This window comes from Paraflavitalea soli, assembly GCF_003555545.1.
GTDB classification, from domain to species: Bacteria; Bacteroidota; Bacteroidia; order Chitinophagales; family Chitinophagaceae; genus Paraflavitalea; species Paraflavitalea soli.
This window is the reverse complement of sequence record NZ_CP032157.1, coordinates 6837694-6852547: the sequence shown is the minus strand read 5'-3', so window position 1 is coordinate 6852547 and position 14854 is coordinate 6837694. Positions and strand designations below refer to the sequence as shown.

The following is a 14854-nucleotide window of genomic DNA, read 5'->3' as shown; positions in this document are numbered from 1 at the left end:
TATAATTCAGCAACATCCGCGCGATTGAGTTATTTTCGTACCACATCAAAACGTTGTCAAGCACAAGGGGCATGTTCTCCACTAAAAATCTTTCCCCGCGGCAGTTAGCCGCTTTTACAGCCGTTATCTTATCGGTCCCTATCGCCATAGGCATTTTCCTGTTTACATTCGATTGGCGGGTAGGCATTGGCTCCCTCGCCCTGGTTTTTGCCGGCAGTTATGGACTGATCATCTTTACGCTGGAAAAATTCATCTACCGGAAGATCAAACTCATTTACAAGCTCATCTACCAAACAAAAGCTACTAAAAAAGAAGAGGTATACTTTAAATACATCCTGCCACAAAAAAGTATTGACGAAGTACGGGAAGACGTGGAAGCCTGGGGCGAACGGCGCAATAAGGAAATAGAAATGCTGCAAAAGAACGAAGCATACCGCAAAGAGTTCCTGCAAAACCTGGCCCATGAGATCAAAACACCCATTTTTGCCATCCAGGGTTATGTTGACACCCTGTTGGGAGGCGCCATGGAAGAAGAAGTGATCCGCAAAAAATTCCTGGAAAATACTGCCAAGAATGTAGACAGGCTGGTAAACCTGGTCAACGACCTGGACGAGATATCCAGGCTGGAAAGTGGCGAACAACTATTATACAAGCAGAATTTTATTATCCAGGACCTCATACGCGAGATATACGACTCCCTCTCCATCAAGATCCAGGAAAAGAATATCAAGACCACCATTAAAAAAGGCTGTGAAGCTCCCATCACCGTATTTGCCGATAAAGAAAAGATCAAGCAGGTATTGATCAACCTGGTAGGGAATGCCACCAAATACGGCAAACCCGGTGGTACCATCGTGGCCAGCGTTTACAAGACCGACGAAAAACACGTATTGGTTGAAATTGGTGACGACGGTATAGGTATTGAAGAAGAACACCTCAACCGCATCTTTGAACGCTTTTATCGTACCGATGCAGCCCGCAGTCGCGATAAAGGTGGTACCGGCCTCGGACTCGCTATTTGCAAACACATTATTGAAGCCCACGGCCAAAGCATCCATGTACGCAGCGCACCCGGTGTAGGTACTACCATTGGCTTCTCGCTCGAAGCCAAAAGAGACAATGCCTAAGCCATACCCGGCAGTTTGATCCCCGCGCTTTTAATACCCTGAATGATCTTCTCTTGCAGCATCAACCGCTCATCCTGGAAACCATGAGGCTTTACCCAGGCATTTACCATGATCTTATACCCGTCTGCATCTAATGCTGAAACCCCCACCCGCGGAACCGGCTGCGTCAATATGTCTTTATCCGCGCGAATAATACCTTCTATGATCGTCTGCACCTTTTCTACTTCAATTCCATAATTCAACTTCAATTCAATATCCATCCGACGCTTACCTTCCCGGCTGGTATTGATAATGATCTCATTCGACAACTTACTGTTGGGCACTATGACAATCTTGTTGTCGAAAGTGGTGATCACCGTATAGAATATCTGTATAGAAGATACCGTTCCCTCCTGTCCTTGTGTTATGATATTATCCCCGATCCGGAAAGGTTTCAATAGCAGGATCAGTATACCGCTGGCAAAATTTTGCATGGTACCCGATAAGGCCAGACCCGCAGCTACAGTAACACCTCCGATAATGGCCGCAAAAAGCGTCATCTGTATACCCAATACCTGCATCAATAGCAGGAAAAGCAGGACATAGAGGATGGTGAAGATCAAACTTTGCAGAAAAGGCGCCAGTGTGGAAGAAACAGCTCGCTTTTGCATACGGGCACGCGTCCATCGTTTTAGCACCCGGATCAACCATAGCCCAATGAACAACAGCAGCAAAGCTACCAGTATCCGTGGCCCTACTGTAAGGATCCAGTCCCATGCCTTGTCATAAAACTTATTCAGGTCCATATACCTGCCCGCCTAAAATTATATGCCACCTCACTCCACCAACCCATTCCGCGGCAGTCCCCCCAGATAGTTCTTTAATCTATAGACAAAAAAGTGACGAACAATTACTCCCTGCCTCACCTGGTTGAAGACAACAGGAGGGCTTATTTCCCTGAAAGCATTCACAATAGCCAAAGGAGGCGGATCGAAATAATTGGAGACTGCAACATAATAGGCATCCTGGCCGGTCACCAAAGCAGGCCGGTACCCATTAAGCCAGGCATAATGGTGAATATTGCCATAGGCCCCCACTGCTATCAGGTTGATCCCAGCATCATGCGCCACATAATAATCCAGGTGAGCAGCCGGAAACCAGTAATCAGTTATGATCACGGCGCCCTCTTTCATAGTACCCGCTGCCATATCCTGCTTGTATAATCCATTAAAATCATGGCCAAACTGTTTCCACCCGCTCATGTCCAATAGAAGATCACCCTTGCCAAGATGTTGTTCATCCTTACTGCCCAATTGTATGGGCAACCAGCGTATCCCCATCATCAATAAGACCAGCAACAACGCTGGCAAGACCATCGCTGCTTTTACAACCGGAGGCACCAGCCTGATTGACTGTTTGACCCGCAGCTGCCGCGCCAGGTAAGCCGCAGCCAATGGGATCAACGTTGTATAAGCAGGTCCCGTCCAATGCGGCAGCGTATCCTTAAACAACGACATGAACCATACTACTGCAATCAATGGCAAACTGATCGTCAGCAACATTCGTTGTTGTCCTACCTCCGGCAGAAGCTTTGACTTTTTCATGCCTATGATTGCCAGCACGATCAATACAACGTTTATTGGATTATTATACAGAAACTCACCAATGAGCTGCCTGAAGAAGGTATCCCATTGCAGGTGACTGAAAAAACCAACCCGGCCACCGTGGTAGTTCAGCGTTACAAAATGATTATCCTGGTTCCACCAGTAGATGGGCATAATAATAAGGACTGTGAGCAATACAGCCAGGTAAAGAAAGGGGTTCCTGAACAACGACCGGTTAAATAACAAAATGTACAACCCAGCACCTCCCCAGATAAACACACCATGCACTTTACTCATGATGCAAAGCCCCGTTACTATTCCCAGCAATATCAATCGCCTGTTCCGGCTCCGCCGGCTGCCGTTACTTTTGAAGATATCCACCAGTAGCAGCAACGCCCACAACCAAAAAACCATTTGCGGTGCATCCGGCAGTATCATCATGCCGGCCAGGATGCCGGCATACACAGAGGCTGTTAATAAACAGGCCGACAGCCACCCTGTTTGTTCATCTTTCACCCGGCAGCCAAGTTGAAATATCTGCCAGGTATTAATAGCAGCACAAACAATAGATCCCAGGCGTACAAAGAATTCATCCTGTGCCGCCAGGTTGCCCGTAAAAAAACGGATAAGCAGCGCCACAATCGGAGGATGATCAAAATAATTCCATTGAAGGTGCAGCGCATAGGTCCAATAATACACCTCATCATTAGACAATTCTGTAGTCGCTGCTACGGCCATGCGCACCAGGGAAGAAATGATGATAAGCCCTATAAGCTGTTTGCGGTAGTTCAAGTAATGTAAAGTTAATTATTGTACCGGCACCGGGGTCATTGCCTGCTCACGGGCAATCCTTCGACCAAACAGTTTCAACTCCGGAATAGATAGGCATACCCAACCGGCAAAGAAGACCCCAACTATAGAACCGGCAAGTACATCTTCCAGAAAATGCTGCCCCAGGTAAATACGGGAATAACCCACGCCCACCGCCAGTATGAGATACAGCAGCGACGCCCATTTATTGCGTGTATGGAGCGCGAGTATAGTAGCAACCGCAAAAGCTGTTACTGTATGCCCAGAAGGAAAGCTCGACCATCCACCACGCGTTACCCCTTCAATGAACTGGTTATATTGCCCGGCATGCAGAAATACCTTAGGGCGGGGCATATGCATAAATTCCTTAATGATCTGTGCGGCCATACCCGAGATCAGAAAAGCCACCAACAGATGAACGCTCAACAAATAATGGCGGCGAATAAATAGCACAATACACAACAGGATGGCCACATATCCCTCTCCCAGCATGGTGTACCAGGTGAAAAATGCTTCCAGTGAAGGCGTGTGTGATCCATTCAGGTTAATGAAACAAACAGCCTTTGAATGAAGACTGCAATACAGAAAGGCAATAAGCAAATAAATAGTAAAGGCAATAATATATTGCCGGCTCCCATGGAGCGCACGAATGAGTGGGTTCATGTTGGTTAAAGGTTATACAAACCTAACCACCGGATATAACCTTATCATTATCCCTGCATTACTGTACTGTGAAGACAATCTGAAGTCAATACCAATATTTACAAAAAAGCCGTGGCTTCTTCTGCCAGACCGAAGGAGAGTGTCATACCTGCGCCACTGAGACCATTCAGCACATATACAGCCGGTTCCGGTGAAAAGAACAGGTCCGTATCCCCATTCGTAAGTTTGGGATAGATACCATTCCAGGTTTCTATGATCCTGCTGTCCTTAAAATGAGCAAAGGTCCTGAGGTAATTTACGATCATCGTATTGATAAAGTCCTTGTCAAAAGGGTCATGCGTAAGACCATATTCATGAGAATCACCTACAGTAAGTTCGCCTCGTCCATTTTGCGACACCATCACATGAATACCCCAATCGAGGTAATCACTCATATCCGCTTCATAGCGCTTTTTGAGCGCCGCTAAAGAAGCAGAAGCCGTAAAACTCTTATAATGGATCAATGACAATCCACCACACAAAGCCGGGCCGATACGCCAATTGTCCGGCTGTGCCGCAAACCGCATCATCTGCAATTTGCATTTGGTAAGCGGATAACCGGCAAACGCTTCGGGATAAAGCGTTTCAAAGTCTGCCCCACTGCAAATAAAGATCACATCCCCCTCATACTCTTCCTCGTTTCCGATGTAGATCGTATTATCAGAAATATAACTCACACATTTGCCCCAGAAGAATGCTACCCCATATTGCTCATGCAGGTATCCTGGTACACCGGCAATAGCTTCCCGGGGATCTACGATCAGTTCATCCGCACTGTAGAGCCCACCCAGCAAATGCTCCTGTACCGCGGCGCCGGACTTGTCGGCCACTTCAGCAGCAGTCAACAAGAAGACCGGTCTTTCCGTACGGAATTGCTCATACAATTCTTGCAGCACCTGCCATTCATCCTGGTGATAAGCCAGGTGCAAACTACCAGGCGCATCATACCAGAATGCGCCGGCATCTCCCATCTCCTTCCATATTTCCCGGCTACGCAAGGCACGATCGTATAATTTATCAGGCTGGCCTATTGGCCATATCATACCAAAATTGCGAATAGAAGCGCCAACAGCTTTGTGTGTACGCTCAAATACTTTCACCGCATATCCCTTAATTGCGAGCGCGCGGGCAGTGGCCAATCCCACAATACCGGCACCGATTACAATAGCTGAAGGTTTTGTCATCAAACGGGTTTTAATGATTCAAATTTCCGGTTGAAATACAACAGGGAAAAAATAGTTCCCCCAATTCCAATGACCGAAAATATCACTACACCGGCAGGATAGAACTGAGACCAGGTTAATTTTATTTGAAATATTTCTTTCGAAAGCATCACCAGCGTACTACCCAGGTAACCATACGCATCAACCAGGTAAATAAGGAATCCCACATTCCCTACGATCTTAAAGGATGCAATCAGTCGCTCAAAGAAGATACAATTGAAAGGAATATAGCCCATATACAAGCCCAGCCCTACCAGTTGCATCCATACTGCGCCATTCATGAGGCCCGCAAGAAACAAAGCAGAAGAGATACCAGCCAGCAGGAATCCAACCAGCACCATGATGTGTACCAGCCGGAAAGCACGTATATTTTTACGGATACCCACCAGCAGGCTGATCATAATCAGTATGACAATAGAAGTAATCGTTTCAGTTTTTGTAAATACCTCAGGCTTTTGACCATACCCCAGTTCACTCCACAGGTTCGACATGAAATTATCCCGCACATCCCGCATTACCGTCAGAAACAGGTAAGTAATGATGATCGCGATCGTGCCGGCCCCAAACAAACGAAGAAATTTCAACCTTTGCTCCTTGGTCATAGGTAGGCGCACCGTCCTTTCTTTAATATCATCCCCGTCAGGCGGGGGTATGCGCTCCAGCAGGTACATGAAAAAGATCAGAGGAAGACTAAAGATAAGCCCCGTCACAAACGCCAGCCATTGTTCCGGCACCTGCCAGCTCTCCTTCAGCCACAAAGCCACCGAGCGCGTAAAGCCCCCGGCGAAAATAAAGCTCACCGCCATCGCCGCTCCTATAAAATCAGTGGTCTTCCTTCCTTCTACATAACTAAATACAATGCCCCACATAAAGCCCAGCATAAATCCATTAACGAACATACAGGGCAATCCCCAGGGCGCTGGCACCAGGCCGAATAACAACAGGCAGAACCAGGCACTCCCTACCAGGATAGCGCTCGTTTTCCAGCGGCCCAGCCTTTTTAATTCAGCAATGAATTTGATCCCATAAAATTTACTGAACATATACCCCAATCCCTGGCTCATGATGAGCAATACCTGGTATTTTACTCCCCAGAAACTAAGTCCTTCAAAGGTAGCCACCGTAAAAGGTTTACGATAAGCGTATACGGAAGCATAGGTAAGAAAAGCTACAGAGGCTGCATACAGCGCTGTTAATACCTGTTTTTTGGAGAGCGTAGAGGGGTTGGCTGTTAAAGTTGACAAACGCTATTGTATTAAAGGTGGAAATTCAGCTAGACTGTCAATAATAATATCCGGGTTATACTGCTCCAGCTCACTGCGCGTATAAGCGCCCGTAGTCACACTCACCACAAGGCCACAAGCTGCATTCCTGCCTTCTTCTACATCTACTTCCGTATCTCCCACTTTGGCCACCTGCGTGGGATCTGTCACTTGCAATTGCTGCATGATCGCGGCAATCATATAGGGATGAGGTCTACCCTCAGGCACTTCATCACTCGTGATCACCATATCGATCACTCCATTCCTATCCCATTGCAATCGTTTCAATATGGTGTTCGTAATGGGCCTCGTAAAACCCGTGTTCAGCGCAATCTTAATATCCCGCTCTTTCAGCCAGGCAAAGGTTGCTTCTGCATAAGGCAGTGGAGCCAGGTCTACATCCTGTTCATAGAAATCGATCATGTTACGCGTAAATGCGTCGTGGATCTTTTCAATGAGCGCTTCTACATCCTCCTTGCGTTCAAGATAAAACTTATCGAGCAAAATACGGATAGCTTCTTTTTTTCGGAATCCCATCACCTTATTGACCTCTTCAAGCGGTACCGTTATCCCAAATCCTCCAGCAGCCTGCATGAAAGCCTCCGCCACACTACCTTTGTCACGCACCGTAGTACCCGCTATATCAAATACGACCAGCTTAATAGACATTATATTATAAACTTTTATTAGTTAAATGACGCACCATCATACCGTGATATTTACTTAGGTCTGGAACCGGCAGCCCTTCTATCTTGGCTTCTTCATCCCAAAGCCGCATGTCAATGATCAGTTGAAACAGGGGGTATTGTTCAAAAGCAAGTGCTTCCTCCTCACTCATTTGTCCTCCCTGGTATTCCAGCGTTTTCTTGCTGGCCGCCGACAATTGCTCATAATAAGCAGGTGATTTCCAGGTGAGGTATCGCTTGGCTTCCACATGCGCTTCTACCAAACGGATGAGCCGCTTTGAAAAACCTTTCTCCTGCAGGAAGGCCCCGCCTACTTCTTCATGATCCTTTATGCCGTACCCATCCATCTCATTGTCTTCCGCTGCCGAAACACAGATATGGCCAATATCATGGAGAAAGGCTGCCAGTATTACCTCTTCTTCATGCCCTCGTTGCTCCGCCAACTGTGCCGCCTGCACCATATGCTCCAGTTGCGTCACCTTTTCACCCGCATATTCCGCACCGCCATGATGCTCGTACAAAGCAATAATTTCCGTAGCAATGGCTTCCGCCTGTATTTTATTCATACTAATTAATTTGAATATACCGTTTGAATTGGGTCCGCCACCGGGTGGTTGGCCGTAAAATGCATGCCCAGCAGCCGCGCAATGGTCGCCGCAATTTGTTTCTGGTACAATTGCCCGGGCACTTTCACTTCTCCTGTCGGTTTGGTGTCAGGCCCCAATACCGCCAGCCAGATCTCATGTGCATCCTCAATTTTACTTCCATGGTGCTTCCAGTTGGACTTCACTTTATCTCCCCGGCCATGATCTACCGTAACCAGCAAGGTAGTCTTGTCTTTATACCCAGGCATCGACTGCACCGTATTCCAGATATCACGGATCATCGCATCCTCCGCATGAGCACTGCCCAGGTATTGATCATACATCCCTGCATGCGCAAAATCATCCGTTTCGTCAAAAGCAATATACAGCACTTTGGGCTTGTATTCCTTTAGATATTCCCTGGCCGCCATATAGGTAATAATATCAGGACGCACGCCGATTGGTTTAGTCGTCAGGAACTGCATATCATTCAGCAGTTGAAGACCCGGCGCCTTAAACTTAAGCGTGTCAATATCAGCATTTACATACACGCCGCTGCGGGGCTCATTCAGGATATAAGGAAACACATCCCAGGTGGAAAATGCGGCTACCTTGCCTACGTATCCTTTTTGCTTGTTGATGAACTCCAATACATTTTCATGCTTATTGAGTATCTTATCATTAGAGTTCACAGCCGTATCCGGATACCCCGTCATGATCTCATTATAACCTGGATACGAGAACCAGTGCGGGTTGGCATTATCTACCTTGTTATCAAATTGACGGTTGCCATACAACTGCCCCTGCTCAGCTACAACAGACCACAGGAAAGGAAACAATTTCTTTCTCCTGTCAGTTACCTCTTCTGCCCAGAACTTTTGTTTGACACCCTCCTTGTCCTGGTTAAAACTGCTGTCCTTCATCAATACCGGGTCTACCCCTTTAAATACCTCCTGCCAACGCATGCCATCCAGCGTTACAATAATAAGGTTCTCCGTTTTACGGTGTTGCGCCATTGCTGTTATAACAACCATACTGGTTGCCAGTGATAAGAAAATATGTTTCATATTTGTAGATGAGTTGGTTGGAAAATAAAAAAGGGCGGACCTTAGAAAAGCTCCGCCGTCAACATTAAGAAACTGCTACGATTGCTTATAAATTTGTAGAATGTACTGCTTATTAAGAATAGAGGTAGTGCATTCACCCCTGGTGGTGATCTGCTGGTTCATTTTTGCAGGATCTAAAACAGGGTTCGAAGCTAACAAAGAACTTTAATGCTGATAACATTCCCATGATTAAGGAATTATTATTTAATCAGCCACATATCGCCGTTAATATCATCCGTAGTGCCGCCAAACTGGGCCTTCACCGCTTTCTCCCAGTTACTGCCATTGGTAGTACGCTCTGATGTAGGATACTGAAAACGTTTGGGTATACGGCTGCTATTGCCAGTACCGGTTCCGGTCAGAAAACCTGGCTCGCCAGTTCTGCGATAGTTATAATAAGCCTCCCATCCGGAATTTTGGAAAAATGCCAGGTACTTTTGCAACAAGATCTGCTGCAGCCCCGTAGCATTGTTGCCACCATATTTTACGCCTGCCTGTTGGTAATAAACATTCTCAAAATCGAAATTAATGGGGTAAGTAACAGCATTGCTGGCGCCATAGGGATATACCTTGCTGAAAGTGCCTGCCGCATCTACAGGAATACCATAAGAGGCAACAGAAGCTTTAATGCCTTTTTTATACCAATCTTCCGCATTACCGGTTGCCCATCCCCTGTTGATGGCTTCCGCTATATTGAAACACATTTCAGCATAGCCTATCTGTACACCAGGTTCAGCATTATAATTGGCATAATAACGGCTACGGCTCCGTACCGAATACTCCCCTTTATCAGCATCAGCCATTTTAGAAGACATGGCAGCCAGGTCTTCTCCCGAGCTGGCGCCTACATAGGCAGTAATATCCGCGGGCGTCTTACCATTGCTTAGCTGTCTGGTGGCAGGCTCAGCAGTAACAAAGGCACGTGGGTCTTTCAAGGTCACCAATGCATTCAAATAAGTGGCCGACATATTATAGCGGGTGGCATCAAACCCCAGGTTATCCGGGTTGCTGGGATACTTATTGAAATTGGAATAGATATATTGTAAATTATCCCCCACATTGCGAAACAAAGGATACTTAGCTCCATCACCGAGAATCGCAGCAAATGTTTGCGCTACCTTCAGATCACCATCTGCTGTCTTTTTACTCAGCGCAATCAGCACCCGCAAGCGGAAAGCATTAATGGCACGCTGCCAGGCCGACCGCGTAGTATAGTAAAAGTCTCCATCAATTTTTCCATCTCCCGATTTAGCGATCAACGCCGCTATTTCCGTATTCGCCTCATCCAGCCATTTAAGGATCTGTACAAATATTTCCTTCTGACTATCATAAACCGGCTCCGACAAAGCAGCCCCTTTCAGCGCATCCTTCATAGGAAGATCACCTACCAGGTTAGTCATACGATAAAAGAAAAAGGCCCTGAAAAACTTACCCAATGATGCATAGGCATTCTGTTCAGGTTCGCCCACCCGCCTGGCTTCTCCTTCCATTTTGACCACATTGCTCAGTGTAGCATAATTCAGCCCGGCCCCTGTCCAGTCATAACGCTGATCACCATAATAATTATAATTACAGTTATCAAACTGACACCACCTGCTAACCAGGCTCCAGGGCTTATCCCCATTGAGATCAGAAAGGATGCCCGTCAACACCAGGTTCGGTGGAACAGTAGTTGGCTTGTTCGGGTTATTAGCGTATTCATCGTATTTCTTCTGGCAGCCACCCGCTGTAAATGCCACCAAAGAACTTATTATAACAATATTCCGGATTTTCATAACTGGTAATTTGCTGGTTGATTATTAAAACACAATATTGATGTTCACACCATAGCGTTTGGCAGTAGGTGTTTGCAGGCTGGAACTTCCCTGGCTCCCCGCATACTGATCAATATCCACATCTTTATACTTTGAAAAATACAGCAGGTTACGACCCACCAATGAAATGCTGGCTTGCTTCATAAAGCTTTTGCCCAATATGTTTTGAGGAACAGTATAAGTAAGCGTTACTTCACGAAGCTTCGCAAACGTTTTGTCGATCAGGTTTGCCTCATTGGTATTGTAGTAAAAGCTGATATAGTCCTGCAGGTAAGTAGGAGTGGTATTCATAGCGTATTGCAGCTTACCATAATTGGTTACATTACCCAGGTTATCATATTCAATAGCCGTACCATTACTGATCACAACTCCTTCACCCACCCAGGATTTAACCCCTTTATAGTCTTGCAGGCGCGCCTCACCCATTTTACCTTGCACCGTATTGATATGACGGCCGCCACGGTAAGTCTGCTGCTGTATATAGTTGACCATCTTACCACCTACACGTCCATCAAACTGGAAACCAAACCTGAAATTCTTAAAGCTCAGCGTATTGATAAAGCTCCAAACCCAGTCGGGGTTCGTATTGCCCTGTACCTGCGATACCGGATTACGGATAGGGCGGCCACCCGCATCATTGATGATCTTACCATCGGGCGTCTTTACAAAGGCAGAACCTATAAATTTGTCCACCCTGTCACCTATTTTGGTATAGATATCCAGCTGCGTCAGATCACCATAGAATTTAGTGTATACTTCTTTATAAGTAGACCAGTTTACCATTGTGGTCCAGCTAAAGCCGCTTGAAGTACTTACCGGCGTAGCATTTAACGAAACTTCCCAGCCGGTTTTCTTCGTAGTGATGCCATTCTGCAAAGCACCCGTATAACCCGTCGTCTGTGATAAAGGAGCCGTAAAGATCCGCGGGCCATCCTTGGTGGTGAAATAAGTGACGTCTACACCAATCTTATTGTTCAGGAAACGGATATCGGCACCCGCCTCATATACCGTACTGGAAAAAGGTTTGATCTCCGGGTTATCGAGCGTGCTGGTATAATAAGCACCCGGCTGATTATTATACACCGGAGGTGTGGTGTAGGCAGCTGAATTCTCATAAGAAGGACCATCATAAGCAGCATAATATTCTGTACCATATCCCAGCGGATAACTGGCCTGTGGGGTAGCGCCAATCGTAGCCTGCGTTAAACCACCTTTCACATTGGCATAAGAACCACGTACTTTCAGGAAAGAAATAGCTTCCGGCAGTACAACATAATCACTCACTACTGAACTTACGGCAGCAGAAGGATAGAAATACACATTTTTGCTGGAAGGCAATGCCGACAATTTATCAAAACGGCCTGCCAAAGAAATATTAGCATATTTATTCAGCGATACGTCCAGGTATCCATATCCGCTCAAGGTCAACATATCCGCTGCAAAGCTGGAAGCCCGCAGGGGATTACGCGTATTGTTGAAGTTATACCAGCCTGGTACGTTAAGGTAATCCGTCGTAACAAAGCTGGAATTGTATTTAAAGCTACGGATATTACCACCCAGCGATCCCTTTACATCAATATTGCCACGGAAACGGTTTGTATACGTACCCAGAAAATCAGTGTTGTTCTCAAACAGCGTACGCTTGTCTTCCCGGTAATCTCCACGTCCTTCCTCACGGCCATAAGGGTGAGCAGAGAATGGCATTTTTTCATTCCTGAACAGATCGTAGGTAGTTACCTGCGTGCGGGCCATCAACTCTATGTTTTTTACAGGCTGATAGCTAAGTTTGGCATAACCATTCACATCTGTCTTATAATGACCGCGCAACCATTCCTTTACCATAAACCAGGGGTTATGGTAACGCTGGTATTCTGCATAAATACTTTGTACACCTTCCTTGCCCGGCTGCCAGTAATTACGCATCTGGTCAACATCCCAGTCGGCACCGGCCCAGATCGTGATATTATAGATCATGCTATTGGGACCATAGTTCACATCTGGAAAATTGGGCGTGTACTGGCGGTTATAATTGAGGTATCCCTCCAGGCGCACCTTATCTGAGAAATTGTACCCGGCAGATATATTGAAATTCGTGATATTGATCTTCATATTAGGCACCATCGCTTTCTGATAAGTATTCGAGATCGAAAAGCGCAGGTCATATTTATCACTACGGGACGAAACAGATATATTATTGGTAGAAAGCAATCCCGTTTGCAGAAAACGTTGCAGGTTATTCTTACCACGTGCTGTCCAGGGTGTACCCTGACGTACGCCCGTTACAGGATCTACAGGACTATCATATTGCGGAATCAGCTGGCCTTCAAATTTAGGTCCCCACACGTCGTAATCCCCATCATTTGAACCACCACCTTTACCATCTTTAAAAGCATATTTTCCATGGTCGCCAGGGCCATATTCATCCTGCACTTTAGGAATAGCATTGTAGCCTTTTTCCATCATCGTAGTCGAATTGAATTCTATGGAAAAGCCCCGCTTATCCCTGGTACCCCTTTTAGTGGTAATCATGATAGCACCATTCAGCCCGCGGGAACCGTACAGGGCAGAAGCTGTGGCCCCTTTCAATACAGTATAAGATTCAATATCATCCGGACTGATATTCCAGGTATCCGAATTAATAGGCACCCCATCTACTACAAACAGGCTGATGCCCCGTCCCCTTAATACCAATTGCGGACCTGCCAGCATCTCTGCAGAGGCGCCTACCGTCAAACCAGCCACTTTACCCACCAATGAATTAATAGGATTGGGTTCGCGCGCCTTTACCAGGTCTTCCCCCTTTACTTCCTGCACAGCATAGCCCAGCTTCTTCTTTTCCTTTTTAATACCCAGGGCAGTAACCACCACCTCATTCAACGCTCTTGCATCCAGTTCCAATGCTACCTGCATGTTATCGCCCGATACCGCCACTTCCTTAGGTAATACACCTACTCCACTAAACACCAATACATCGCCGGCTTTGGCATTAATAGAAAAGCCCCCATCGGCATTTGTAGAAGTGCCCACCGTTGTTCCTTTCACAACAACCGATACACTGGGTACAGGTGCCTGATCTTTGATTGAAGTAACTTTTCCGGAAACCGGCTTTTGTGCGAGAGATAGCAATGGTAAGGCCAGTAATAGACATGCCGTTACCACCCTTGTAAAAAGGTTGCATTTACTCATAAACAGATTGTTTTAAATGGAAAGAGTGATAATAAGATTGAGACCCGAAATTAGCCGGGTTGTGTAAAGAGAAGGTTATGCCGAGTTTAACAAAGCATTAATTGTTTATAAATACTAAACCTGAGTTAAGTATTTATAAATACGCGGTTATACGGGAAAGCGATATGAAAACCAGTATTTTAGAATAGGTAAATCACTAAGATGGTCGCTTCGGTATCGCCAATATTACGAAGCCGGTGCTTTGCACGCCCATCAAAAAACAAGGTATCTCCGGCATTCAGCATGAATTTCTCCTTCTCGATCTGGTATTCAATACTTCCTTTTAGGATGTGCTTGCATTCAAAAGCATCTGTTTGTATCATTTGTTTACGCCCCGCTCCTTTTTTCAATTCCAGCACGGCAATGTCAATCGCCTGCGCCACAACACTTTTGGTAAGGATACGTTTATAGGAGAAACCCTTGACCGGCTCCTTCTCAAAAAGCTTTTCTTCTCCTTTACGCACAATTAATACATGGCCATTCGTAAAATGCTCGTGCATATCCTCAAAAAAGCTCTTCAGGTCTTCCCCCAATGAATGGATCAGGTTAAACAATACCGGCAAAGAAGGCACCGTCCGGTTATTCTCGATCTGCGAGATCAACCCCTTCGTCACACCCGCCCTGTTGGCCAATTCTTCCAACGTGATATTTTTCTGTGTACGCTTCGATTTGATCTTTTCTCCAATGAGTAAAATGAGGTCTTCCTGCATGATGGTAGGGATACGTTAAGAT

Annotated in this window: 12 protein-coding genes; 1 reads left to right on the top strand and 11 read right to left on the bottom strand. The window is 46.1% G+C overall.

Going from position 1 to position 14854, the window contains the following annotated elements:
* Positions 1 to 71: 71 nt before the first annotated feature.
* Positions 72 to 1127 (top strand): sensor histidine kinase, encoded by a 1056-nt coding sequence (locus D3H65_RS26375; protein ID WP_119053167.1) that lies wholly within the window; start codon positions 72 to 74, stop codon positions 1125 to 1127.
* On the opposite strand, the gene D3H65_RS26370 is transcribed toward D3H65_RS26375, so the two are convergent.
* From D3H65_RS26370 to D3H65_RS26320, 11 genes are all read right to left on the bottom strand, one after another.
* The gene (locus D3H65_RS26370) at positions 1124 to 1912 is read right to left on the bottom strand and encodes a mechanosensitive ion channel family protein (protein ID WP_119053166.1); all 789 of its coding nucleotides are present in this window, start codon (positions 1910 to 1912) and stop codon (positions 1124 to 1126) included. The genes D3H65_RS26375 and D3H65_RS26370 overlap by 4 nt on opposite strands.
* A gap of 30 nt (positions 1913 to 1942) precedes the next feature.
* Entirely contained in the window at positions 1943 to 3502 is a 1560-nt protein-coding gene (locus D3H65_RS26365; protein WP_119053165.1) for an ArnT family glycosyltransferase, read from the bottom strand.
* Positions 3503 to 3517: 15 nt separating this feature from the next.
* Positions 3518 to 4183, bottom strand: coding sequence for a phosphatase PAP2 family protein (locus tag D3H65_RS26360; RefSeq protein WP_119053164.1), 666 nt, complete (start codon positions 4181 to 4183; stop codon positions 3518 to 3520).
* Between the two features lie 98 nt (positions 4184 to 4281).
* Positions 4282 to 5406, bottom strand: a complete 1125-nt coding sequence (locus D3H65_RS26355; protein WP_119053163.1) for a TIGR03364 family FAD-dependent oxidoreductase — start codon at positions 5404 to 5406, stop codon at positions 4282 to 4284.
* Entirely contained in the window at positions 5406 to 6689 is a 1284-nt protein-coding gene (locus tag D3H65_RS26350) for a DUF5690 family protein (RefSeq protein ID WP_119053162.1), read from the bottom strand. The genes D3H65_RS26355 and D3H65_RS26350 overlap by 1 nt, the downstream gene beginning before the upstream one ends.
* A 3-nt stretch (positions 6690 to 6692) precedes the next feature.
* Complete coding sequence (locus tag D3H65_RS26345) at positions 6693 to 7376, bottom strand: HAD family hydrolase (protein ID WP_119053161.1); 684 nt, start codon at positions 7374 to 7376, stop codon at positions 6693 to 6695.
* A gap of 4 nt (positions 7377 to 7380) precedes the next feature.
* A complete protein-coding gene (locus tag D3H65_RS26340; protein WP_119053160.1) occupies positions 7381 to 7959 on the bottom strand; it encodes an HD domain-containing protein in 579 nt (192 codons plus the stop codon).
* Between the two features lie 5 nt (positions 7960 to 7964).
* Positions 7965 to 9044, bottom strand: a complete 1080-nt coding sequence (locus tag D3H65_RS26335; RefSeq protein WP_211345557.1) for an alkaline phosphatase family protein — start codon at positions 9042 to 9044, stop codon at positions 7965 to 7967.
* Positions 9045 to 9283: 239 nt separating this feature from the next.
* Entirely contained in the window at positions 9284 to 10858 is a 1575-nt protein-coding gene (locus tag D3H65_RS26330; protein ID WP_119053159.1) for a SusD/RagB family nutrient-binding outer membrane lipoprotein, read from the bottom strand.
* A 24-nt stretch (positions 10859 to 10882) separates the two neighbouring features.
* Complete coding sequence (locus tag D3H65_RS26325; RefSeq protein ID WP_119053158.1) at positions 10883 to 14083, bottom strand: SusC/RagA family TonB-linked outer membrane protein; 3201 nt, start codon at positions 14081 to 14083, stop codon at positions 10883 to 10885.
* A 179-nt stretch (positions 14084 to 14262) separates the two neighbouring features.
* Positions 14263 to 14832 carry a helix-turn-helix domain-containing protein gene (locus tag D3H65_RS26320; RefSeq protein ID WP_119053157.1) on the bottom strand — a complete coding sequence of 190 codons (570 nt, stop codon included), beginning with the start codon at positions 14830 to 14832 and terminating at the stop codon, positions 14263 to 14265.
* Positions 14833 to 14854 lie beyond the last annotated feature (22 nt).

Bases quoted from the DNA above. Each gene is read 5' to 3' on its own strand.
- D3H65_RS26375 (WP_119053167.1), top strand. From the start codon at position 72: ATGTTCTCCACTAAAAATCTTTCCCCGCGGCAGTTAGCCGCTTTTACA.
- D3H65_RS26370 (WP_119053166.1), bottom strand. From the start codon at position 1,912: ATGGACCTGAATAAGTTTTATGACAAGGCATGGGACTGGATCCTTACA.
- D3H65_RS26360 (WP_119053164.1), bottom strand. From the start codon at position 4,183: ATGAACCCACTCATTCGTGCGCTCCATGGGAGCCGGCAATATATTATT.
- D3H65_RS26355 (WP_119053163.1), bottom strand. From the start codon at position 5,406: ATGACAAAACCTTCAGCTATTGTAATCGGTGCCGGTATTGTGGGATTG.
- D3H65_RS26345 (WP_119053161.1), bottom strand. From the start codon at position 7,376: ATGTCTATTAAGCTGGTCGTATTTGATATAGCGGGTACTACGGTGCGT.
- D3H65_RS26340 (WP_119053160.1), bottom strand. From the start codon at position 7,959: ATGAATAAAATACAGGCGGAAGCCATTGCTACGGAAATTATTGCTTTG.
- D3H65_RS26335 (WP_211345557.1), bottom strand. From the start codon at position 9,044: ATGAAACATATTTTCTTATCACTGGCAACCAGTATGGTTGTTATAACA.
- D3H65_RS26330 (WP_119053159.1), bottom strand. From the start codon at position 10,858: ATGAAAATCCGGAATATTGTTATAATAAGTTCTTTGGTGGCATTTACA.
- D3H65_RS26325 (WP_119053158.1), bottom strand. From the start codon at position 14,083: ATGAGTAAATGCAACCTTTTTACAAGGGTGGTAACGGCATGTCTATTA.
- D3H65_RS26320 (WP_119053157.1), bottom strand. From the start codon at position 14,832: ATGCAGGAAGACCTCATTTTACTCATTGGAGAAAAGATCAAATCGAAG.